General features: G+C 71.9%; 21 protein-coding genes and 1 pseudogene. 16 read left to right on the top strand and 6 right to left on the bottom strand.

Features of this window, described 5'->3' with window-relative positions:
* Positions 1–54: 54 nt before the first annotated feature.
* Positions 55–1,287, top strand: coding sequence for a DUF2637 domain-containing protein (locus tag ABZ261_RS11815; RefSeq protein ID WP_356857938.1), 1,233 nt, complete (start codon positions 55–57; stop codon positions 1,285–1,287).
* Between the two features lie 79 nt (positions 1,288–1,366).
* Here the strand turns inward: ABZ261_RS11815 and lysS are convergent, their stop codons facing one another.
* A complete protein-coding gene (gene lysS, locus ABZ261_RS11810; protein ID WP_356857936.1) occupies positions 1,367–3,109 on the bottom strand; it encodes a lysine--tRNA ligase in 1,743 nt (580 codons plus the stop codon).
* Between the two features lie 127 nt (positions 3,110–3,236).
* Between lysS and argS the strand changes: the two genes are divergently transcribed.
* The 7 genes from argS (at position 3,237) to ABZ261_RS11775 (ending at position 11,642) form a co-directional block, all read left to right on the top strand.
* Entirely contained in the window at positions 3,237–5,000 is a 1,764-nt protein-coding gene (gene argS, locus ABZ261_RS11805) for an arginine--tRNA ligase (protein WP_356857934.1), read from the top strand.
* Positions 5,001–5,053: 53 nt separating this feature from the next.
* Positions 5,054–5,929: an SUKH-4 family immunity protein gene (locus ABZ261_RS11800; RefSeq protein WP_356857932.1), complete on the top strand. Its 876-nt coding sequence runs from the start codon at positions 5,054–5,056 to the stop codon at positions 5,927–5,929.
* On the top strand, positions 5,926–7,593 hold the full coding sequence (locus ABZ261_RS11795; protein ID WP_356857930.1) for a hypothetical protein: 1,668 nt from the start codon (positions 5,926–5,928) through the stop codon (positions 7,591–7,593). The genes ABZ261_RS11800 and ABZ261_RS11795 overlap by 4 nt, the downstream gene beginning before the upstream one ends.
* Before the next feature lie 126 nt (positions 7,594–7,719).
* Complete coding sequence (locus ABZ261_RS11790; protein WP_356857928.1) at positions 7,720–9,447, top strand: nucleic acid/nucleotide deaminase domain-containing protein; 1,728 nt, start codon at positions 7,720–7,722, stop codon at positions 9,445–9,447.
* A 9-nt stretch (positions 9,448–9,456) separates the two neighbouring features.
* On the top strand, positions 9,457–10,032 hold the full coding sequence (locus ABZ261_RS11785; protein WP_356857926.1) for an SUKH-4 family immunity protein: 576 nt from the start codon (positions 9,457–9,459) through the stop codon (positions 10,030–10,032).
* Between the two features lie 166 nt (positions 10,033–10,198).
* Positions 10,199–10,903, top strand: a complete 705-nt coding sequence (locus ABZ261_RS11780) for an SUKH-4 family immunity protein (protein ID WP_356857924.1) — start codon at positions 10,199–10,201, stop codon at positions 10,901–10,903.
* A 202-nt stretch (positions 10,904–11,105) separates the two neighbouring features.
* On the top strand, positions 11,106–11,642 hold the full coding sequence (locus ABZ261_RS11775) for an SUKH-4 family immunity protein (protein ID WP_356857922.1): 537 nt from the start codon (positions 11,106–11,108) through the stop codon (positions 11,640–11,642).
* A gap of 60 nt (positions 11,643–11,702) precedes the next feature.
* On the opposite strand, the gene ABZ261_RS11770 is transcribed toward ABZ261_RS11775, so the two are convergent.
* Entirely contained in the window at positions 11,703–12,650 is a 948-nt protein-coding gene (locus ABZ261_RS11770) for a YafY family protein (protein ID WP_356857920.1), read from the bottom strand.
* Between the two features lie 70 nt (positions 12,651–12,720).
* Between ABZ261_RS11770 and ABZ261_RS11765 the strand changes: the two genes are divergently transcribed.
* Both ABZ261_RS11765 and ABZ261_RS11760 read left to right on the top strand, forming a co-directional pair.
* Positions 12,721–13,110: a VOC family protein gene (locus tag ABZ261_RS11765; RefSeq protein WP_356857918.1), complete on the top strand. Its 390-nt coding sequence runs from the start codon at positions 12,721–12,723 to the stop codon at positions 13,108–13,110.
* Positions 13,111–13,180: 70 nt separating this feature from the next.
* Positions 13,181–14,005, top strand: a complete 825-nt coding sequence (locus ABZ261_RS11760; RefSeq protein WP_356857916.1) for a DUF4253 domain-containing protein — start codon at positions 13,181–13,183, stop codon at positions 14,003–14,005.
* A gap of 10 nt (positions 14,006–14,015) precedes the next feature.
* Here ABZ261_RS11760 and ABZ261_RS11755 read toward each other — a convergent pair whose 3' ends face one another.
* The gene (locus tag ABZ261_RS11755; protein WP_356857914.1) at positions 14,016–15,716 is read right to left on the bottom strand and encodes a helix-turn-helix domain-containing protein; all 1,701 of its coding nucleotides are present in this window, start codon (positions 15,714–15,716) and stop codon (positions 14,016–14,018) included.
* Between the two features lie 189 nt (positions 15,717–15,905).
* On the opposite strand from ABZ261_RS11755, the gene ABZ261_RS11750 reads away from it, so the two are divergent.
* Complete coding sequence (locus ABZ261_RS11750) at positions 15,906–16,634, top strand: DUF4232 domain-containing protein (RefSeq protein WP_356858206.1); 729 nt, start codon at positions 15,906–15,908, stop codon at positions 16,632–16,634.
* Here ABZ261_RS11750 and hemB read toward each other — a convergent pair.
* The gene (gene hemB / locus ABZ261_RS11745; protein WP_356857912.1) at positions 16,624–17,640 is read right to left on the bottom strand and encodes a porphobilinogen synthase; all 1,017 of its coding nucleotides are present in this window, start codon (positions 17,638–17,640) and stop codon (positions 16,624–16,626) included. The two genes, ABZ261_RS11750 and hemB, sit on opposite strands and share 11 nt — an antisense overlap.
* 134 nt (positions 17,641–17,774) lie before the next feature.
* Here hemB and ABZ261_RS11740 point away from each other — a divergent pair, with 134 nt between their 5' ends.
* Positions 17,775–18,317 (top strand): MOSC domain-containing protein, encoded by a 543-nt coding sequence (locus tag ABZ261_RS11740; protein ID WP_356857910.1) that lies wholly within the window; start codon positions 17,775–17,777, stop codon positions 18,315–18,317.
* 18 nt (positions 18,318–18,335) lie between these two features.
* Here ABZ261_RS11740 and ABZ261_RS11735 read toward each other — a convergent pair whose 3' ends face one another.
* Both ABZ261_RS11735 and ABZ261_RS11730 read right to left on the bottom strand, forming a co-directional pair.
* Entirely contained in the window at positions 18,336–19,364 is a 1,029-nt protein-coding gene (locus ABZ261_RS11735) for a helix-turn-helix domain-containing protein (RefSeq protein ID WP_356857908.1), read from the bottom strand.
* 169 nt (positions 19,365–19,533) lie between these two features.
* A complete protein-coding gene (locus ABZ261_RS11730) occupies positions 19,534–20,085 on the bottom strand; it encodes an ATP-binding protein (RefSeq protein ID WP_356857906.1) in 552 nt (183 codons plus the stop codon).
* A gap of 160 nt (positions 20,086–20,245) precedes the next feature.
* Here ABZ261_RS11730 and ABZ261_RS11725 point away from each other — a divergent pair, with 160 nt between their 5' ends.
* From ABZ261_RS11725 to ABZ261_RS11710, 4 genes and pseudogenes are all read left to right on the top strand, one after another.
* Positions 20,246–21,079: a helix-turn-helix transcriptional regulator gene (locus ABZ261_RS11725; protein WP_356857904.1), complete on the top strand. Its 834-nt coding sequence runs from the start codon at positions 20,246–20,248 to the stop codon at positions 21,077–21,079.
* Positions 21,076–21,255: a DUF397 domain-containing protein gene (locus ABZ261_RS11720; protein ID WP_356857902.1), complete on the top strand. Its 180-nt coding sequence runs from the start codon at positions 21,076–21,078 to the stop codon at positions 21,253–21,255. The genes ABZ261_RS11725 and ABZ261_RS11720 overlap by 4 nt, the downstream gene beginning before the upstream one ends.
* A 276-nt stretch (positions 21,256–21,531) precedes the next feature.
* Positions 21,532–22,041, top strand: a complete 510-nt coding sequence (locus ABZ261_RS11715; protein WP_356857900.1) for a hypothetical protein — start codon at positions 21,532–21,534, stop codon at positions 22,039–22,041.
* A gap of 54 nt (positions 22,042–22,095) precedes the next feature.
* Positions 22,096–22,189, top strand: a pseudogene (locus ABZ261_RS11710) (short chain dehydrogenase); the annotation flags it as partial.

Genomic DNA, 22,189 nt, shown 5'->3' with positions numbered 1-22,189 from the left:
ACACGCAAGGGGAGGGGAGTACGAGTGGCCGCGCCACCACCGCAGCTGACTCGGATGCACCGCATACTCATCGGCGTGGTCGTGGCCGGCGCCCTGATCATCGCCGGCATCGGCTTCGCCGGTTCGTATGCGGCCGTCCGTGAGCTGGCCATCAAGAAGGGCTTCGGGAACTTCTCCTATGTGTTCCCGGTGGGCATCGACGCGGGCATCTGCGTGCTGCTGGCCCTGGACCTGCTGCTGACCTGGATCCGGATCCCCTTCCCGTTGCTGCGTCAGACGGCGTGGCTGCTGACGGCGGCGACGATCGCCTTCAACGGCGCCGCGGCCTGGCCGGATCCGCTGGGCGTGGGCATGCACGCGGTGATCCCGGTCCTGTTCGTGGTGTCCGTGGAGGCGGCCCGCCACGCGGTCGGCCGCATCGCCGACATCACCGCGGACAAGCACATGGAGGGGGTCCGGCTCACCCGCTGGCTCCTCTCCCCGGTCCCCACGTTCCTCCTGTGGCGGCGCATGAAGCTGTGGGAGCTGCGTTCCTACGAGCAGGTCATCAAGCTGGAGCAGGAACGTCTCGTCTACCAGGCCCGTCTGCGTTCCCGCTTCGGCCGGGCCTGGCGCCGCAAGGCCCCGGTGGAGTCGCTGATGCCGCTGCGCCTGGCGAAGTACGGCGTCCCCCTGGCGGAGACGGCCCCGGCGGGGCTGGCGGCGGCGGGCATCGAGCCGGTGCTCGTGCCGCCGGCGCCGCGGCCGGAGCCCGTCGCCGCCGTCGCGGGCGGTGCTGCCGCCGGGCCGGCGTCCGCCCCGCAGATCACGGCGCCCGCCGGCGGGCAGCGTCCGCCGGAGCCCCCGGAGGACGAGGCGAGCCCCTGGTTCCAGGCGCCGCTCGAGGTCGAGTACCACGGCGGTTACGACCCCACCTACGAGCCGCCGCCGGAGCCGCAGTACGAGCCCGAGGAGCAGTACGAGGACTGGTACGAGGAGCAGCCGCCGGAGCGGTTCCAGCAGCCCTCCCCGCAGGACACCGGCAGCTTCCCCATCCCGGTGGGTCCCCACCGCACCCGTGAGCTGGGTGAGGGCGGCGGACCGCCGGAGCCGGAGCCGACGGAGGAGGACTACTACCAGGTGTTCCGGAAGTCGATCGACGGCGGTTATCCGACGCCCGCGCAGCTGAGGGACGACGTGGAGGCGACCTTCGGCGTGGCGCTCCCCCTGCGGGAGGCCGTGCGCATGGTCAAGGTGTTCGCCGACCGCCACTCCCGGGAGCTGCAGGAGGAGCCGCACATCGCCTGACGTCGCTCGGTGTCGCGTTCGTGCGGCGTGAGCATGCGGAAGGGGCCCTCCGCCGGGAGGGCCCCTTCTCGCGTACCGCTTACTCCCCGAGCAGCTTGCGCACCCGGTCCTGGCCCACGGCCAGCAGCAGGGTGGGCAGCCGGGGCCCGGTGTCCCGGCCGACGAGCAGGTGGTACAGCAGCGCGAAGAACGCCCGCTGGGCCGTCTTGATCTCGGCCGGCAGCTCCTTGGGCGTGGCGTCGGCGGGGAAGCCGGCCTGGACCTTGGGGACGCCGTACACGAGGTGGGTCAGCCCGTCGAGGGACCAGTGGTCGGCGAGTCCGTCGAGCAGCAGCCGGACGGACTGCTGGGAGGCCTCGTCGAGGGACTTGAGCAGGTCGACGTCGGGTTCGTCGCGCACGATGGTCCGCTGGTCGGCGGGGACGTGGGTGTTGATCCACGCCTCGGCCTTGTCGTAGCGCGGCCGTGCCTCGTCCAGGGAGGCCAGCGGCTGCTCCGGGTCGAGCTCGGAGAGGATCCGCAGTGCCTGGTCCTCGTGCCCGGCGGTGATGTCGGCGACCGACGCGAGCGTGCGGTAGGGCAGCGGACGCGGTGTCTTCGGCAGCTCACCGGCGGCGGTGCCGACGGCGCGGGTGTAGGCGGCGACGTCGGCGGGCAGGGCGGAGCCGTCCGCGACCTTGGCCGCGAGCTTGTCCCACTCGTCGTAGAGCCGCTGGATCTCCTGGTCGAAGGCGATCTTGAAGGACTGGTTGGGCTTGCGGCGGGCGTAGAGCCAGCGCAGGAGCTGCGGCTCCATGATCTTCAGCGCGTCGGCGGGGGTCGGCACACCGCCCCGGGAGGAGGACATCTTCGCCATGCCGGAGATGCCGACGAACGCGTACATCGGCCCGATCGGCTGCCTGCCGCCGAAGATGCCGACGATCTGCCCGCCGACCTGGAAGGACGAGCCGGGGGACGAGTGGTCGACGCCGCTCGGCTCGAAGATCACGCCCTCGTACGCCCACCGCATCGGCCAGTCGACCTTCCAGACCAGCTTGCCGCGGTCGAACTCGCTGAGCCGGACGGTCTCGGCGAAGCCGCACGCGGTGCAGGTGTACGACAGCTCGGTGCTGTCGTCGTCGTAGGAGGTGACCGTGGTCAGGTCCTTCTCGCACCGGCCGCAGTACGGCTTGTACGGGAAGTAGCCGGCGGAGCCGGAGCTGCCGTCGTCCTCGGACGCGGCGCCGGAGCCCTCCTCGGCCTGCAGCTCGGCCTCGTCGACCGGCTTCTGCTGCTGCTTCTTCGGGGCCTTCTTCGTGCGGTACTGGTCGAGGATCGCGTCGATCTCGTTCCGGTGCCTCATGGCGTGCAGGATCTGCTCGCGGTAGGCGCCGGAGGTGTACTGCGCGGTCTGGCTGATGCCGTCGAACTCGACGCCGAGCTGGGCCAGCGACTCGATCATCGCGGCCTTGAAGTGCTCGGCCCAGTTCGGGTGCGGCGAGCCCTTGGGCGCCGGCACGGAGGTGAGCGGCTTGCCGATGTGCTCGGCCCAGGCCTCCTCGTCGACCCCGGCGATGCCCTTCGGCACCTTGCGGAACCGGTCGTAGTCGTCCCAGGAGATCAGGTGCCGGACCTGGTGGCCGCGGCGGCGGATCTCGTCGGCGACGAGGTGCGGGGTCATGACCTCGCGGAGGTTGCCGAGGTGGATGGGCCCGGACGGGGACAGGCCGGACGCGACGACGACCGGTTTGCCCGGGGCCCGGCGCTCCGACTCCTCGATGACCTCATCCGCGAAACGGGAGACCCAGTCGGTGGTCTCGGTGCTCTGAGCCACGATCGGCACGTCCTTCTTGTCGAACGGGTGACACCCCATTGTCACAGACCCGCTCGCGACCGGGAAAACCGCTTTGCCCCCCGTGGGATACTGGCCGGGACCATCCATTCCCACGAGGAGAACGGCACCCTTTCCTATGGCCTCGGTCACGTCCCTCAGCGATGTCGTCCAGCAGCAGCTCGCGTCCGCCCTCTCGGCCACCCTGCCGGAGGCCGCCGGCGCGGACCCGCTGCTGCGACGAAGCGACCGGGCCGACTACCAGGCCAACGGCGTTCTGGCCCTGGCGAAGAAGGCGAAGGCGAACCCGCGGGAGCTGGCCGCGCAGGTCGTCTCCCGGGTGGTGACCGGTGAGGTGATCGAGGACGTCGAGGTGTCCGGCCCCGGCTTCCTCAACATCAGGATCGCGGACCGGGCGATCACCGGGAACCTCGCCGCGCGGTACGCGGACGACACGGGCCGCCTCGGCGTGCCGTACGCCGGGGATCCGGGCACGACGGTGATCGACTACGCCCAGCCGAACGTGGCGAAGGAGATGCACGTCGGCCACCTGCGCTCCGCGGTGATCGGCGACGCGGTCGTCCAGCTGCTGGAGTTCACCGGTGAGAACGTGGTCCGCCGCCACCACATCGGTGACTGGGGCACCCAGTTCGGCATGCTCATCCAGTACCTGGACGAGCACCCGCACGAGCTGGACCACAAGGACGCCGAGGTGACCGGCGAGGAGGCGATGTCGAACCTCGACCGCCTCTACAAGGCCGCGCGCAGGCTCTTCGACTCCGACGAGGAGTTCAAGACCCGGGCCCGCCGCCGGGTGGTGGACCTGCAGGCCGGGGACCCGCACACGCTCGCCATGTGGCAGCGGTTCGTGGACGAGTCGAAGATCTACTTCTTCTCCGTCTTCGACAAGCTGGACATGGAGATCCGGGACGCGGACATCGTCGGCGAGTCCGGGTACAACGACATGCTGGCGGAGACCTGCCGGCTGCTGGAGGAGTCGGGCGTCGCGGTCCGCTCCGAGGGCGCGCTGTGCGTCTTCTTCGACGACATCAAGGGCCCGGACGGCAACCCGGTCCCGCTGATCGTGCAGAAGTCGGACGGCGGCTACGGCTACGCGGCCACCGACCTGTCCGCGATCCGCGACCGCGTCTTCAACCTGAAGGCCAGCACCCTCCTCTACGTGGTGGACGCCCGGCAGGCGCTGCACTTCCGGATGGTCTTCGAGACCGCCCGCCGGGCCGGCTGGCTGAACGACGACGTCACGGCGGTCCAGCTGGCCTTCGGCACCGTCCTCGGCAAGGACGGCAAGCCGTTCAAGACGCGCGAGGGCGAGACGGTCCGCCTGGTCGACCTGCTGGACGAGGCGATCGAGCGCGCGTCGGCCGTGGTGCGGGAGAAGGCGCAGGACCTGTCCGAGGAGGAGATCGCCGAGCGGGGCGCCCAGGTGGGCATCGGCGCGGTGAAGTACGCGGACCTGTCGACGTCGGCGAACCGCGACTACAAGTTCGATCTGGACCAGATGGTCTCGCTGAACGGCGACACGTCCGTCTACCTGCAGTACGCCTACGCCCGTATCCGGTCGATCCTCCGCAAGGCCGGCGAGGTCCGCCCGGCGGCCCACCCGGAGCTGGCCCTGTCCGGCGCCGAGCGCGCCCTCGGCCTGCACCTGGACTCCTTCGCGGAGACGGTCGCGGAGGCGGCCCGCGAGTACGCCCCGCACAAGCTGGCGGCGTACCTGTACCAGCTGGCGTCGCTGTACACGTCCTTCTACGACAAGTGCCCGGTGCTGAAGGCCGAGACGCCCGAGCAGGTGGAGAACCGCCTGTTCCTGTGCGACATCACGGCCCGCACCCTGCACCGGGGCATGGCCCTGCTCGGCATCAGGACCCCTGAGAAGCTCTGACCCAGCCCTTAGAGTCTGTGGGGAACCCTCTCCACAGACCGAAAGGCAGCCCGATGCCCGAGCGCGTCCCCGATCCGTCCGTGGCCCACTTCGGCGAGAACGGCATGCGCCGGTTCTCGGTGCCCGCCACCTACGGGGTGCAGCTGCCCGACGCGGCTCGCGAGGTGCTGGCGGGGACCGGGGTTCCGCTGCACGTGGCGCCGTACTTCGCCGCGGCGGGTGACACCGACGGGCCGACCCTGGGGATGACCGCCGGGCATCGCGGACTGCCCGCGCCCGCCGGGCGGGAGAACTGGCTGCGGATCGGCACGGATCCGCTGGCCCACCTGTGCGTGCGGCCGGACGGGGCGGTGCAGGCGGTGTTCCTGGGGCTCGGCGAGGACGACCTGTTCGTCAGCTCCGACCTGCGCGCGTTCAACGCGTCCCTGGCCGCCCTCGACCGGCGGCTGCCGGTGATCGCCGCCTCGACCAGCCTGCCCGTGGCGGCCGCCGCCTTCCGCGAACTCAACGCCGAGCTGCGGCAGATCGACGCGGCCGCCTTCGAGGAGCGCGAGAGCTGGTGGCCGAGGGTGTTGGACGACGTACGGCACACGCTCAACTTTCCGTTCTCGTCCGCCTTTGAGTACGTCGACGCGGCGGGCGCCAAGCAGATCGTCACCGACGCGACGGGCCCGGGGCGCGCGCACCCGGAGGAGCTGGTCTGGCAGCGGCTGCGGGCGGAAGGGGTCGCGCCGGAGCAGGTGCGGCGCGTCTACTGCGAACTGGAGCCCTGCATGATGCCCGGCCACTACTGCGCCGTGTGGCTGCAGGCCACCTTCCCGCACGCCGAGTTCACCCACAGCTTCGACTACGGGGCCACCGCCGAGTCACGGGAGGAAGGCCTCAAGGAGTTGATCACGTACGCCGCGCAGCGGGCGGGTGACCGGTGACCGAGCCGGTGTGGTCCCGCCCGGCGGCGGGGCGGGAACCGGCGGCCGCCGCGCTGCTGGGCTGGCTGGCCGACCCCAGGGCACCGCGGCTGTGCGTCGTCACCGGGAGCGCGGGGTGCGGGAAGTCCGGCCTGCTGGCATGGCTGATCGCCCACGGAACACGGGAGGGGGAGCCGCCTGAGCGCCGGGTGCACGGCTTCGTGCCGCTCGCCGGCCAGACCGCGCTGACCGCCGCCTGGACCCTCGCTCAGCAGTTGTCGCTGGCCGCCCGCACCCCGGGCGAGCTGGTGACCGCGCTGGCCGTGGACGAACGCCGTACGGTGCTCGTCCTGCCGGAGCTGCACGGCGCGCATGACCCCGCCGTGCTCACCGAACTGACGCTGGCCCTGGCTGAGTTGCCACACGTACGCCTGCTGGTGGAGGTGCGCGGCGGCAGCGCCGAGGCCGAGACGCTGACGGCGGCCCCCTCGGCGGTGATGGACCTCGACGAGGCGCGGTGGACGGACCCGGAGCGGTACGCGGCGTGGACCGGCCGACGGCTCTTGACCGGTGACGCACCCCGCCCGGTGCCGCCGGCCGTGGACTTGGACGATCCGGCCGAGGTGTGCGCGGCGGACCCCTGGCAGGTCTCCGTCCGCTACGAACGCTCCGGGGACGGCCACGGCGGTCTGCGCGCCGCGTGGCTGCGGGCGGGAGCGTCCCTGACCCGGGAGCAGAGCCCGGCCGAACGGGCCGTCGTCCTCCTGGCGGCACTGGGCGACGACGCGGACCCCCGGCTGCCGGGGCGGCTGGCGGCGCTGGCCGAGGGCGCGGACTGGCGGGTCGTCTGGCGCAGGGTGCGCGGTGACGTCCGGCCACCGTGGCCGGGACCGGCACGCGCTCTTTCGTCCGGTCGCGGACGGCTCGCCGGGCGGACCCTCGTCTCCGATCACCAGGGCACGGTCCGGCTGCTCGACGAGGCGGACGCCGCTCCGGCCGGCCGGCTGCCGGAGCCGGTGGGACCGGCGCCGGCCGTCGCCGGCACCGCCGAGGGTGACGTCCTCGTCCTGGACGTCGAAGGCGGACTGCACCTGCGCCGGGCCCCGGCCGCGCCGCGGGCGACGGGCCTGTCGGCGCTGCTGGACGAGGGCCCGACATCGCTGGAGCGGCTGGTGGAGGCGGTGCGGGCCCGTCTGGGACACCAGGCGCGCGCCGTGGCGGTCTGCGGGAGCGTGCTGGCGGTGGCGGACGGCATGGGCGGGGTGCACGCCTTCTCCCCCGGGGACCCGGAGCCGGTCGCGTCCACGGTCCGGCCGCACGAGGGCGCCGTCACCGCCCTGGCAGCGCTGGAGCTTCCGGCTGCCGGGGACGGCCCGGGTGTCCCCCTGCTCTACAGCGGCGGTTCGGACGGAAGGGTGCGTGCCTGGGGTGTCGGGGCCGAGCCGCTCGCCGCTCCGGTCCGGTCGCGGCGCTGCCCGGTGACGGCCCTGGCGGCGACCGTCACGGGCGCCGGGCCGGTGCTCGCCGTCGGCTGGGCGGACGGGCTGGTCGAACACCACGACCTGGACGGTGACAGGGTCCGCGTCTACCGGCCCGGCCTCGCCGTGCACGCGCTGGCGCTCACCGGCTCGGGCGATCTGCTGGTCGGCACGGACGAGTCGCTGGTGTGCCTGCGTCCTGCCTGAGCCGCGGCCGCGGTTGTCACAGTCGTGCCATGAAGGCCGCGGCCACCCTTGCGCCCCCGTGTCGACCCTCCGTTAGGCTCCCCCTACTCATACGATGATCAGGCGAATGAGGGGGCGTCACGGGGGATGGGTTACACGCTGCCCGGCTGGCTCGACGAGATCCTGGACTTCATCGGCATCAACTTCCCGAACGTCGACGAGGACGACTACCACGACATGGCCGACGCCATGCGGGAGTTCGCCGACAAGTTCGAGGGCCACGGCGCGGACGCGCACAAGTCGGTGGAGCGCATCCTGTCCTCCTCGCAGGGGTGGGCCGTCGACGCGATGGAGAGGCACTGGTCGCATGTCAAGGCCGGCCACCTGGACAAGGTTCCCGAACTGGCCCGCCTGTTCGCCGACGCCTGCGACATCGTCGCGGACATCATCTTCGGGATGAAGAGGAAGGCCGAAGCCGAACTCGCGGTCATGGCGGGCTCGGTGGGCCTCTCCATCGGTCTCGCCGCGTTCACCGGCGGACTGTCCGCCGTACTCGGCGCGGCAGAGGTCACGGCGATGCGGCAACTCGTGAAGCGGATCGTCGACGAGGCCGCCGACCGGATCGTGGACGAGCTGATCGCCCGGGTCACCGAGCCGGTCAACGCCAAGCTGGAGGCGATGATCGAGGACGCGGTCCTGGACCTGGCCGAGGATGCCTTCTCCCTTCCGCCCGGCCCCGGCGGCGACACCGGCGGAGGGCACGGCCACGGGCACGGCGGCATGCAGCTGGCCTCAGCGGGAGGCGGCTTGGAACTCGCCTCCGCGAGCGGTTGTCCCGCGGCAGGCGCCGACCTCTACATCGATCACGAGGAATTCGAGTCCGGCGCCGGCAAGCTCTCCTTCCACGGCAAGGAGCTGCACTCGGCCGGCTCCTCCCCACTCAACCGGGCGAAGGGGGCCTTCAACCGCACGAAGGGCCGCGACCCGTTCACACAGCCCTTCGAGTCGATGCTGCACGGCGCAGTGCACGGCTGCGAGGAGGTCCTCGGCAAGGTCGGCAAACACCTCACCGACGCCCTCCCGACCCGCACAAAAGCCGTGTCCCGCCTGCACAAGGGCAACGACGTGGAGGTAGGGGAACGGGCCCGCCAGGTCGCAACAGACGGTCACGGCGGGCGCGATACTCCCATGTATCTGCTCAACGCCGACGGCAGCGTCTACCAGCTGCACCACAACGGCGAGAAGACCCGCGTCAAGGGCGATGAGTCAGGTCTGCCCGACGTGGTCGGTGAAGACGGCAAGGTATGGCGTTACCGGCAAGCTGTCGACGGCGGGAAGAACCCCTACCCCGTGGAGAACCCTTCCGCCGGAGGCCCCAAGGTCCGGTCCAGGAGGCTGGGCCCGGACGAGACCAGCGATCTGGCCCACGCCACTCAACTCGCCCGCTACGCCAAAGGCGACTACAACAACGGCAACTACGCTGCCGCCCATTACATCGACACGCACGGGAACAAGTACATCCTCGTCGGTCACAGCCAGGGCGTTCACTCCGAAAGAACCATAGGCTATCCGGTGCTCGAACACGGCAACAAGCACGGCCTCACGTCGCTTTACACCGAACGCGAACCATGTCAGGACGCCACCTCGTGGTGTGACCAATGGCTTGCCCAGCACTTCGACGAGAAGCTGGAAGTGACACACTCCCACAGCTACGACCAGACGCGGGGCCCGGATGGCAAACGGGACCCCCGCATGGACGCCGAACACAAAGACTTCATCAGGAACCTGCGGGACTGGCATGACCAGCACGGTCTCGGGTCTGGAATGATGACGGAATCGGACGGTGCGGCGATGAAAGCCGCCAGAGGCAAGTGAGGCCTGTACGTGCTCTTCAGCGTTGACCACGACACCTTGACGGCCGTCGGACTCGTGGACGAGGTCAGCCGTCTGTCCGAGGCCACGGCCCGCAGGTACGGCTTCTCCGGTGACACCTTGGACTTCCTCGTCCGGACGGGGCTGCCCTCCTCCGACGCGTACGACCTGTGGTTCGGACCGCCGCAGAATTTCGACCCCGGATTCGTCTGGGACTTCGCCACCCAGGCGGAACAGGGATGGGTCAATCCGGACGCGGCCGAGACGGTCGTGAAGCTCGGCGGTTTCCTCACCAGCTCGGTGGCCGCCGACCCGAGAACGGGCGTCGTGTACCAGTACACCGAAGGCACCAAGCAGGTCGTTCCGATCCACGGTGACGTGTCGTCGCTGGCGCACACCGCCGTCACCTTCCTCGGCTACATCGAGTCCCGGACCGCGGGGGACGACGAGGACGACGACGCCCGCCGCCGGCGAGAGGTCGAGGCGCTGATGGCCGGCATCCGGGACGTCGACCCTCTGCCCTTCGCCCACGAGCACAGCGGATGGAATGAGATGTTCGAGAATCTCTGGATGGGCATTTACACCTGACCGACTCGGCCCGCTCGCATGTCGAGCTCGCGTTCCGGGCCCGTCGAGGCGGTTCGTGCCAACCGTCGTTCCCCTGACGATCCGTAGCGCGGAGGCAGCGAGGCTCTCATGCTGTTCGGAATCGCCTGCGGCGGAGTCCCTCCTTTCCGTGGTACTCCCGACGGAAGTGTCCCAACCGCAGAAACGCATGGACTCCGGCCGGTTCCCCCGCGTGGCCGAGAAGATCGAGCTCGCCGAGTACAAGGCCCGAGTCCGATGCGCCATGAGGAGGCAGGCGGCGCTGACCATGCTGTTCCGAGTCGATCATGAGACGCTGGCTGACACGGTCGGCGAGGACGAGGTGTACCGTCTGTCCGAGTCGACGGCGGCGCAGTACGGCTTCACCGGCGAGACACTCGCCTTCCTCGTCGATACCGGGCTTCCCAGCGCCGAGGACTACGAGTTCTCCTTCGGCCTGCCCGACGAGTTCGACCCCGGTTTCATCTGGGATTGCGCGGAGGGAAGGGAGCACGGCTGGACCTTCCCCGACGGAGTGGAGAAGGTCGTGAAGATCGGCACCTTCCCGGTCAACGCGGTCGTGGTCGATCCGCGGACCGGAATCGTGTACCAGTACACGGACGCGACCGAGGAGGCGATTCCCGTCCACGGCGATCTGTCCTCACTGGCGAAGACCATGATGTCGTTCCTCGGATACATCTCGTCCTGCAGTCCCGGCGAGGACCAGGACGAGGACGAGGAGTACGCGCGCCGCAAACGCGAGGTCGGCGCATTGACGAACGAGATCCGTCTCGTCGATCCCCTGCCTTTTTCCCACGAGTACAGCGAGTGGGTCGAGCTCTTCGACAACCTCGAAGGCGGCATCTTCACATAGACGTACGGAGGAGGCGTCGGCGGCCCTGACCCCGTAGCGGTTCGTGCCCTCTCACACACAAGAGTCGAAGATCGACCCCGCTACGAGTGACCTGGCACAGGCGACCCAACTGGCCCGCAAGGGCGCACGACTGCTACAAGGGCAAACGGCCGGGAGATGATCCAGAAGTGAGCACGGTAGCGTGGCGGACATAACGTACGCAGTGAGCAGCGAAGACGTCATCCGTCTGTTCGGCCTGGACGGCGTCAACTACCACCCCCAGCACTCAGGCGCCGAACTCCACGCGCCCACCGCACAGTTCCTGGCGTGCGTCGGCCTGCCCACCGACCAGACCTTCGCCTCACGTGCCGAGCCTGAGAACGGCTTTCCCACCCCGAGGGAACTCGGTCTCCTCTTCGACCGCCAGGGCCGCGCCTGCCCTCCGGAGCGCCGGCGTTGGGCCGTACTCGGTTCCCTCGTCACGGCTGTGGTCGTCCTCGATCCCGAGACCGGAGCGGTTCACGCCTACCCCGAGGGCGAGGACGAGAGCCAGCTGCTTCACCGCGACATCGCATCGTTCGTCTTCACGCTGTGTGCCTTCCGGAAACTCATCGACGCCTGCACCGAGGACGAAGACGAGGTCGAGGCGTACGCCTACGAGTTCCGGCAGGCTGTCACCGGGATCGACCCCACCCCTCTCGCTGACGAAGGCACCGAGTGGAACCGCCTTCTCGGCGAGGTCCTCGAGGGCATGTGGTGAGGGCGGCGTCATAGACGTACGGAGGAGGCGTCCGGCCCTGACCCGGTAAGGATCTCGCCGTCAATTCTGCGCGTCGAGGAGTTCCCGGGTGCGGCGGATCAGGGCCTCGCGGACCTCGTCCGGGGCGAGGACGCGCAGCGGGGTCGCCAGGCCGAGGAGGTAGCGGGCGAGGCCGTCCGCGTCCGGGCCGCCGATGTCGACGAGGGTGGCGTCGGGGCCGTCGGGGCGGTGGGTGCCGACGGTCGCGGGGACGAGGCGGAGCGCCTGGTCCAGCGGGAGGAGCAGGCGGACGGTCGCCGACAGCGGGTAGGGGCCGTTCGCGATGTTGCGGGAGACGAGCGCGGCCGGGTCGGGCGGGTCGGTGATCCGCACCCGCTCCCCGGTGGGCGTCAGCCGCTCGACCCGGTCGGCCCGGAACGTCCGCCATCCCCGGTCCACGTCCCGGGCGACGAAGTACCAGCGCCGCCCGGTGTGGACGAGCCGGTACGGGTCCACCTCCCGTACGGTGCCGCGGCCCTGCCCGTCGCGGTACGACAGCCGGGCCCGCTCCCCGCGCCGGCAGGCCGCGGCCAGTTCCAGCAGCATGCCGGGCCGCAGCCGCGGCTCCTCGGGCCGGGGCAGCCCGACGAGGGCGTCGTCCCACTCCCCCAGCCGTTCGGCGATCCGGCCCGGCAGCACCTGCCGCAGCTTGAGCAGCGCGGACAGCGCGGCCTGGTCCCCGCCGAGGGCTCCGCCGAGCGCCGCCCCGCGCAGCCCCACCGCCACGGCCAGCGCCTCCTCGTCGTCCAGGATCAGCGGCGGCACGCGCGTCCCGGCGCGCAGCCGGTAGCCGCCCCAGGGCCCGGCGTCGGAGTCGACGGTGTACCCGAGGTCCCGAAGCTTGGCGATGTCCCGGCGCACGGTGCGGTCGGTGACGGCCATGCGGTCGGCCAGCTCGGCGCAGGTCCAGGAGGGCCGGGCGGCGAGCAGCGAGAGCAGGCGCAGCAGACGGGCGGACGCGCTGAGCACGAGCCGAAGTCTCGCACAGGTCCGCATGACCAGGACCGGATCTGTCCTGGTCGGGTCCTACCGTCTCCCCATGACCACGCCATCCGCTTCCGCACCCCTGTTCCGCTTCGCCGCCGTCACCTTCGACTGCGCCGACCCCGCCGAACTGGCCCGCTTCTACGGCGAGATGTTCGCCCTGCCCGTCACCTACTCCTCCGACGACTTCGTCTTCCTCGGCGGCGGCGACGGCACGCCGGGCCTCGGCTTCAACCGCCTGCCGGACTACCGCCGCCCCTCCTGGCCGGACCCGGCCGAGGAGAAGCAGGCGCACATCGAGGTGGGCGTCGACGACCTGGACGAGGCCGAGGCCCGTCTGCTGAAGCTGGGCGCGACAAGGCCGGAGACCCAGCCGCAGCCGGACCGCTGGCGGGTGCTGCTGGACCCGGCGGGCCACCCCTTCTGCATCACGACTCTGGTCTGACGAGGCCCGAGCCCGCGGTCCGCACAGGCCCTCAACGGCGTTGTCAGTGGCTGCCCTTACAGTCACCGGCATGGCGACTCTTCCCAACCCGCTGCCCCGACTGGCCACCGACCCCAGCGGACGCTCCCTGGGGCTTCAGCTGCCTCCGGGCAGGCTGGTGGACACCACCGAGGACGGCCCCTGGCACGAGCCCCTGCTGTGGCACGCGCAGAAGTCGTCCGCGCCCGGCACGTGGAAGGCGCTGGGCGCGCCGGCGGCCCGGGTGGGGCTGCTGCCGGTGCTGGTGGACCTGGCCGGCTGCCGGAGCGGCGTCGAGGACTGGGGGCTGCTGCCCGGTGAGGCGTCCTACCCGGGGGACCACGACCCGGAGGAGGTGCTCGCCGAGCACTGGGCGCAGGAGACGGGCGGTCAGGACTGCCCGACGGCGCGGCCGTTCGGCGCCGACTGGCCGGGGCTCGCGTCCGCCGGTGTCCTCTGCGCCGACCCGGGGACCCGCGCCGCGCAGGTGGCCGACATGCTGAACGGCGACCGGAGCAGGTGGGGCGAGTGGATCGAGGAGCCGCACCTGGCCCTCGTACCGGCCCGCCGGTCCGCCGACATACCCGCGGCGATCGGCTGGACGGGACCGCTGGACCACGAGGGGGACGTGGCCCGGATCTGCGCGGTGCTGCGGTCGTGGGAGGACCGGTTCGGCGTCCGGGTCGTGGCGCTCGGCCTGGACTCCCTCGTCGTGTCCGTCGCGGCGCCGCCCGGCACCGTCGCCGACGCCGAGCGGCTGGCCGCCGAGCACTACGCCCTGTGCCCGAACACGGTGACGCAGAGCGGCCCGGGAAGCGTGGGCGCGTACGCCGAGGAGCTGGTCGGCGCGACCAGTTGGGCGTTCTGGTGGGAGTGAGCACGCGCCGTCAGTCCGCCCCCGAGGCCGGTTGCCACTTGTCGCCGCCGAGCGGGAAGGCGTAGTCCGGGCGGCCGTTGGCGCCGCTGGTGCGGAACGGGCGGCCGGCGTCGTCGATCACCAGCGTGCCGTGCCGGTCCCCGCTGGACCAGGCCAGTTCCAGGTACCAGCTGACGTCGTACGCGGAGGCGTCGGCCTTGATGTGGAAGACCTCGGGGTCCGACTGGCTCACCTTGAACGGGAAGTTCGGCTCCCCGGCCTCCGGTACGGGCGCCGGGCGCATCGCGTCCAGGGCGACCGTGAAGGTCCGGATCGGCACACCGCCGCCGCAGCCGACGCCCGGATAGCCCATGGCGTAGTCGTTCCAGGCGAGCGGGGACCGCTTGCCCGCCGTGCGCACGGACAGCCGCTCCAGGACGACGGTCTCCCTGCCGGTGCCCTGCACGGTGAAGGTGACGAGCTGCTCCCGCGACGAGACCGCCTTGTGCACGTCCACCCAGGCGGGCGCGTCCTGCTCCAGGGGCGGCGGGGAGACGGCGGACGGCGGACGGTCGATCAGGTAGTGCTGGGAGCAGGGGCTTTCCCAGGTGTAGGGGCGGGTGGAGACGGTGAGCGGCGGGGCCGCCGCGGCGGCGCCGCGCGGCGCGGGCGCGTGCGGCGCGTTGCCGGGTGTGCTGCCGTGGCGGGCGGGGGTCTTCGCGGAGGGGGACGCCGAGCGGGCGGTGGACCGGGTCGGCGTCGCGCTTCCGGCGGTGGGCGTGGACGGCGGGCTGGTCCGGGCGGCGGACTCCACGGTGGCCGCCGGACCGGCCCCGCGGTCCTGCCGCCCGTCATTCGTGGAGACGTTCAGGGCGAGCGCCGCGGTGCCGAGCAGCGCGGCGACGGTGCAGGCGGCGAGGAGAACGAGCCTCCTCCGCCGCCGGGAACGGGCCGCCCCCGCCTCCGGCACGGCCGACCCCTCCGGCACCGGCTCGGACGCCGGAACACCGGCCGGCCCCGACTCCGGTACGCGCACCGACTCCGCAGCCGGCCCCCGCACCGACTCCGCGTCCGTATCGGCATCCGGCTCCGCCACCGGCTCCAGCGCCCGCCCCCCGCCGGGCTCGCCCACCGGCCCCGACCCGACCACGGGCCCCGGCCCGACCACGGGCCCCGGCCCGGCCACCCCTTCCGGCCCGGCCGCCGGGCGCGGCTCGCCCACCGACCCCGACCTGACCACGGGCCCCGGCCCGGCCACCGGCCCGACTACCTGTTCCGGCTCGGCCGCCGGGCGCGGCTCGCCCACCGACCCCGACCTGACCACGGGCCCCGGCCCGGCCACCCCTTCCGGCTCGGCCGCCGGGCGGCTGTCCCCCGCCGCGGCCCGCGCCTCCCGTACCGCCCCCGGCTCCCCTCGTACCGCCCCCGGTGTCCCCCGTACCGCCACCGGTGTCCCCCGTACCGGCCGCGGTTCCTTCCGTCCGCGCCCCGCGTCCGCCAGCACCCACCGCCGATGCAGTTCGACGAGTTCCGCGGGTGTGGCCCTGCACAGCCGGGCGAACCGCTCCACGGGCGCGTAGTCGGCCGGTAAGGCGTCCCCGTTGCAGTACCGGTGGAGCGTCGACGTACTCATGTGGAGCCGCTTGGCGAGCGTGCCGTAACTGTGTCCGGAGCGGTCCTTCAGCTCCCTCAGCAGCTCGGCGAAACCGCTTTCGGACGTGCCCTCCGCCACCGTTCCTCCGTCCCCCTCGTCCCACCCCGGCGTTCCAGGGAGTGACTGTCTTCGCAGGTCATAGCCCATATACGCGTTCCAGCGTCCCGCTTTCCCCGTGGAGGCTGGCCCCCGGGACGAGTCTGCCCACAGGCTCTGGTCATCCAAGCACGTCGACCGGCTCAGCCCGAAAGAGGACCTGCCATGCGTATGCGCCACATCCGTCTGCTCGCCGCCACCGGCACCGCCGTCACCGCCCTCGCGCTCACGGCGTGCGGCAACGGGACGGGGACCTACGACGAGGGCGCCTCCCACCCGACGCCCGCGACGGGGACGGAGCAGACCGCGGGGACGGAGAAGACCCAGGGGGCCGGGTCCGCCACCGGCGGCGGTACGGCGGCCGGCGCGCCCGTGTCCCGTACCCGCGCCCCGGGCTCGTCCGCCGCGCCCGCCGCCCAGCCGGGCGCCGCCCAGGCCGGCCGCAGTGCCCAGGGCGCGCACACCGGCGCTGCCGTGGTGCTGTGCAACGGCGCGAACACCACCGTCACCGCCGAGCCGCTCCAGCGGCCCCTCAACCACATGCTGATCACCGTGAAGAACACCGGCGGCACGACCTGCCAGCTGCCGTACTACCCGGTGCTGCGCTTCGACCAGATGCAGTGGGCGCCGCAGGCGGACGAGGCCACCAAGCCGCAGGCCGTGGTCGCCCTGGCGCCCGGCGAGTCGGGGTACGCGGGCGTGCTGCTGTCGTCCGCCGACGGCAGCGGCACCGGTGGGACGACCGGCCGGAAACTGACGGTGGGCTTCCAGGGCCTCACCCCGAACAGCAGCGGCGGCCCGTCCGCGCTCCCGGCCCTGCCCGCCAAGGGCGTCTACTACGACAGCTCGCTGAAGGTGACGTACTGGCAGCAGGACCTGGACGACGTCATCAGCTGGTGAACGGCCCCTCGGGGTCCCGCAGCTTCTGGGCCGCCTCGGTGGCCCAGTAGGTGAGGATGTTCCGGGCCCCGGCCCGCTTGATGCCGGTCAGGGTCTCGAAGATGGCCCGGTCGCGGTCGATCCAGCCCTTCTCGGCGGCGGCCTCGACCATCGCGTACTCACCGGATATCTGGTACGCGGCGACCGGCACGTCCACGGCGTCCGCGACCCGGGCGAGGACGTCGAGGTAGGGGCCGGCGGGCTTGACCATCACCATGTCGGCGCCCTCGGCCAGGTCCAGCTCCAGCTCCCGCAGGGACTCGCGCCAGTTGGCCGGGTCCTGCTGGTAGGTCCGGCGGTCGCCCTGGAGCGAGGAGGCGACGGCCTCGCGGAAGGGGCCGTAGAAGACCGAGGAGTACTTGGCGGTGTAGGCGAGGATGGCGACGTCCTCGCGGCCGATCTGGTCCAGCGCGTCGCGGATGACGCCGATCTGACCGTCCATCATGCCGCTCGGGCCGACGACGTGGGCGCCGGCGTCGGCCTGCACCTGGGCCATCTCGGCGTACCGCTCCAGGGTGGCGTCGTTGTCGACCCGCCCCTGGGCGTCCAGCACGCCGCAGTGTCCGTGGTCGGTGGTCTCGTCCAGGCACAGGTCGGACATGACGAGCAGGTCGTCGCCGACCTCGGACCGCACGTCCCGGATCGCCACCTGCAGGATGCCGTCGGGGTCGGTCCCCGGTGTCCCGACGGCGTCCTTCTTCCCCTCCTCCGGCACGCCGAACAGCATGATCCCGGAGATTCCGGCCTCCACGGCCTCCAGCGCGGCCTTCTTCAGGCTGTCCCGGGTGTGCTGCACGACGCCGGGCATCGACGCGATCGGCACCGGTTCGCCGACGCCCTCCCGGACGAACGCCGGGAGGATGAGGTCGGCGGGGTGCAGCCTCGTCTCGGCGACCATCCGCCGCATGACGGGCGAGGTCCGCAGCCGCCGGGGACGCGTACCGGGGAAGGATCCGTACTTCGTCATGCTTCTACGCTACGCCCGCCCCACCACCGCCTTTGCCGACGCCCTGTCGGACCGGGAGTGGAGGCCGCTGCGCTCCGGGAGGGCGGGGCATAGGCTTGGGGTGCAGGCGTCGTCGCCGAGGAGGGGGCTCCGGGATGACCGGGACAGTGACAGCAGTCAGCAGCAACGGCGTGTACTCGTTCACCAAGCCGAACCGGGACAGCATCACGCTGCTCGCCGGGCTCGGTGTGGAGGGCGACGTGCATGCCGGTGTGACGGTCAAGCACCGCTCACGGGTCGCCCAGGACCCCACCCGGCCGAACCTGCGCCAGGTCCACCTCATCCACGAGGAACTCTTCGCCGAGGTCGGCGCGGAGGGGTTCGCGGTGACGCCCGGCGACCTCGGCGAGAACATCACCACCCGCGGCATCGACCTGCTCGGCCTGCCGGTCGGCACGCTGCTGCGCATCGGCGGGGAAGCGGTGCTGGAGGTGACCGGCCTGCGCAATCCCTGCCTGCAGATCGAGAACTTCCGGAAGGGGCTGCTGAAGCGGGTCGTCGGCCGCGACGAGGACGGGAACCTCGTGCGCAAGGCCGGGATCATGAGCATCGTGAGGGAGGGCGGCACGGTGCGCCCCGGCGACACGATCGAGGTGAAGCTGCCCGACGGACCGCACCGGCCCCTGGACCGCGTCTGACGCGCCCCGCCGGGACGCTCAGGCCGCGCACGTGATCCCGCCCGACAGCGCCGTGCCCGCCGTCGTGCCCGCCGTCGCCGCCGCCGTCCCCCACGTCGCAGCGGAACGGCAGTCGCGGCAGCGGCCGGGGTGGGGGGCGCGGAAGGCGCGTTCGCAGCCGTCGCAGGTCTGGAACGGGTGCGGGAGGGACCGGGGGACGCCGGAGGCCGCCGGCGCGGCAGGCGGGTTCGCGGGCAGGGGCGCCGGCAGCAGCTCGCGGAGGCGGTAGGCCAGCACCCTGGCCGGGTGCCGCATGTCCACGGGCAGCTCGGTGGTCAGCACGCGGTGGACGACGGCGGCCGTGGCGCCGCCCGCCAACCAGGCGGCGACGGCGGGAGCGAGCCGGTCCACCTGCCGTGGGGTGAGAGTGAGGCGGTCGTCGGTGCGGCGCAGGCCCGCGAGGAGGGTGACGGCCGCCCTGTGGTGCCGGTCGGCGGGGCGCCGCTGGGGCGGGTGCGCCTCGGCACGGGCCGGGGGTTCGCCACCGGCTGGGGGCGCTTGCGGCGCGACGGGGGCTCGGTCGTCCTCCGGGGACGGCTCCTGGGCCTCCGCGTCGGCCGCCGGGCCACCGGCGGGACGGGCGGGTGAGGCCACGGGCCGGTGCGGGGCACGTGCCGGCGTGTCCGGTGCGGCGGCCCTGGCCGGAGCGGGCGTGTGGTGGGCGTACGTACGCGTGACCAGGCGGCCCGACTCGGTGTGTTCGCGGACCCGCTCCAGATACCCGTGCGCCTCCAGCTCCCGCAGCGCGAACGCGATCCGGTCGCGGCCCTCGGGGAAGCGCTCGGCGAGGCTGCGGATGTCCACCGGGGTGCCCTCGGGCACCGACAGGATGTGGGTCGCCAGCCCGATCGCGGTCAGCGACAACGCGCGGTGCTGGGCGAGGTGGTTGCCGATGACGACGTACTGCCCCGACTGGTACGTGCGTACGTGGGTGACACCGGAGTGGGTGGTGGATCGCCGAACACCCTGAACCGGGCGCAGCGCGGCGTTAGTCTTCTTCTCAGCCATGGGGAAGGTCCAGCTTCCTCGTTGGTCAGGCCCTCGCACTGGGATGGCAGTCCCGGCGGGGGCCGACGCATGTGTGGGTGGTGACGCAGGCGGTTGCCTCGTGGCGAGACTGCACGCCCGGCCCGCCGACGCGCCAGCCACACCGATCCGATTCACCCGCCCGAGTGACCTACGCGAGGTTTGGTCGGGTTGGTTGGTTATTTCCCTTGGTTCTTTGGTCTTTTACCGCCCGCGACCCCGGCCCGCCCGCCACCGCGGCACGTGTGTCCGGGCTCCGGTGCGCGACCGGGCCGTTCGCGCCGGACAGGTCCAGTTCCGCCCACACCGTCTTGCACGGCACCGGCCCGATCCGCACGCCCCAGCGGTCCGCCAGCTCCTCCACCAGCAGCAGCCCGTAGCCGGACTCGGCGGGCACGCCGGCCGCCGCCGCCCCGCGGACCGGAAGCCGATCACCCCGCGTGTCGGTCACCTCGATGCGCAGGACCCGCCGCGCGGTGAGCGACAGCGTGAGGCGGAAACCGCGGCCGGACACCCGGCCGTGCAGCGCGGCGTTTGCCGCCAGCTCGGCGACGATCAGCCGGGCGGGGTCCAACGGCAGATCCCATGACCGCAGTTGCTCGACAGCGAGCAGCCGCCCGAGGCGGGCGCCGCGCCGGGTCGCGGAGAGCGGGACGAAGAACTGGTGCGCCGAGGTGTGCGGGGTGGAGATTCGCTCATTCACATCACTCAGCGTGTCCGTGCGTGCGTAGCCTGTGAAGGGAGGCGGCCCGTGCGACCGGCGGCTGTCCGTGCGGTGCCCGGTTCCGTCCGGGCCGTACGGGATGACCGGCGCCGGGCGGGACCGGTTGGACAGGAAAGGGCGCGGCGGGAGGACGGCGGACGTGAGCGACTGGGACGCGGGACCGGACGACGAGGAGGCCGGGGCCGTGATGCGCACGGTCTCCCGGCAGTTGAAGCTGTGGCGGGAGGCGGCCGGCCTCACCCAGGCCGAATTCGGCACGGCCATCGGGTACGGGGAGGAACTGGTCTCCTCGGTGGAACGGGGACGACGGATTCCCCGGCCGGAGTACCTGGACGCGGCGGACGAGGTCCTGGGCGCGGGCGGCAAGATCGCGGCGCTCAAGCAGGACGTGGCGGAGGTCCGGTACCCGAAGAAGGTGCGGGACCTGAAGAAGCTGGAGGCGGAGGCGGTCGAGCTGTGCGTGTACAACAACTCCGTCGTTCAGGGGTTGCTGCAAACGAAGGAATACGCGCGAGCGGTGCTCAGCGCGCGTCGTCCACCCTGCAGTGCCGACGAGTTGGAGCAGCAGGTAGCTGCCCGCGTGGCGCGACAGGCAATCGTCAACGATGCGACGGCGCGACCTGTCTTCAGTTTTGTCCAGTGCGAGTCGACGCTCCGTCGGCTCATCGGAGGCAAGATGGTGATGCGCGGGCAACTCGAACGACTGTTGGAGGTAGCCGAGTTCCCCAACGTCGACCTTCAGGTGCTGCCCCTGAGCCGCGAAGAGAACTCGGGGCTCGACGGTTCGTTCAGGTTGCTCAGGCTCAAGGACGGCGCCACGGTCGGCCACATCGAGGTGGTGCACGTCAGTCGCATGATCGCAGACCCGAAAGAGGTGCAACTCCTCGACATCCAGTATGGGATCATCCGGGCGCAGGCTCTCAGCCCTCGGGAGTCGATGGCCCTCATCGAGAAAGTGCTTGGAGAGACATGAAGCTGGAGTGGATAAAGAGCAGTTACAGCACGTCCAGCGGCCCCGACTGCGTCGAGGTGGCCGTCCCCGACGAGACCGCCGTCCTCGTCCGCGACTCCAAGAACCCGACCGGCCCCCGCCTCACCCTCTCCCCCACCACCTGGGCGACCTTCCTGCCGTACGCCGCCGCCCACTGACGGATCGACCGCCTGCGGCCCGCACCCGTGCCCACGGTGCGGGCCGCACGTACGCCGTCACTCGGGGGCCGGGGCCGCCTCCTCTGCCTCAACACGGCGTGGGCCGGTCACCCCGCGGGATGAACATGCAGCTCAGCAGCGGCCCGCGCCCGCGCCCGGCGGGGACCGCGGTGCGCCGGGCGCTTCCGCGCGCCCCTCTGCGCGCAGCGTGCCCGAACGCACGGTGGGGCAGTGACCGGAGCGGAAACGAACTGCTCACGAGAGGAGCGACTGCTCATGAGTCGACGCATGGTCCGTCCCGCCGCACTGGCCGCCTCCACCGCACTGCTGGCGGGCGGTCTGCTGGCCGCGACCGTGCCCGCCGCCTCCGCCGCGCCCGCGAAGTACTCGCACGCGGCCGCCGCGCAGAAGCTGCGGGCGGCGGGCATCGCCTGGACCTCCTCGGGCGGCTGCAGCAACCGCAACAACAGGAGGTGCACGTCCTTCGAGCGCATCAACCGGAGCACCGTCGCCGGGGTGATCGACTTCAGGAAGGCGAGCAGGTGCGCGGTGACCATCACCGGCGGCACCGAGACGGGACACGCCTCCGGGACCTACAGCCACTGGAACGGCTACAAGGTCGACATCCAGCCGACGACGTGCGTGAACCGCTACATCACCAGGAAGTTCCGCTACGTGGGCCAGCGGCCCGGCGACCACGCCAAGCAGTACAAGTCCCCGTCGGGGAACGTCTACGCCCGCGAGGGCTCGCACTGGGACATCACCTACTACCGCGCCGCCCGCTGACGCGGCACGTCCCACTGGGCACCGACGCGATCGTCCGCCTCGCCGCCGAGGGGCCCGAAGTCCTGGCGCCACCAGCTCAACGTCAACCTCGTCGCCCCGGCCGAGCTGACCCGGCACTTCCTGCCGCAGCTGCGCGCGGCCCGCGGCC

This window comes from Streptomyces sp. NPDC006193 (assembly GCF_040613915.1).
Taxonomy (GTDB): Bacteria; Actinomycetota; Actinomycetes; order Streptomycetales; family Streptomycetaceae; genus Streptomyces.
Note: the sequence above shows the minus strand (reverse complement) of the source record. Positions and strands in the feature narration are given on the sequence as shown.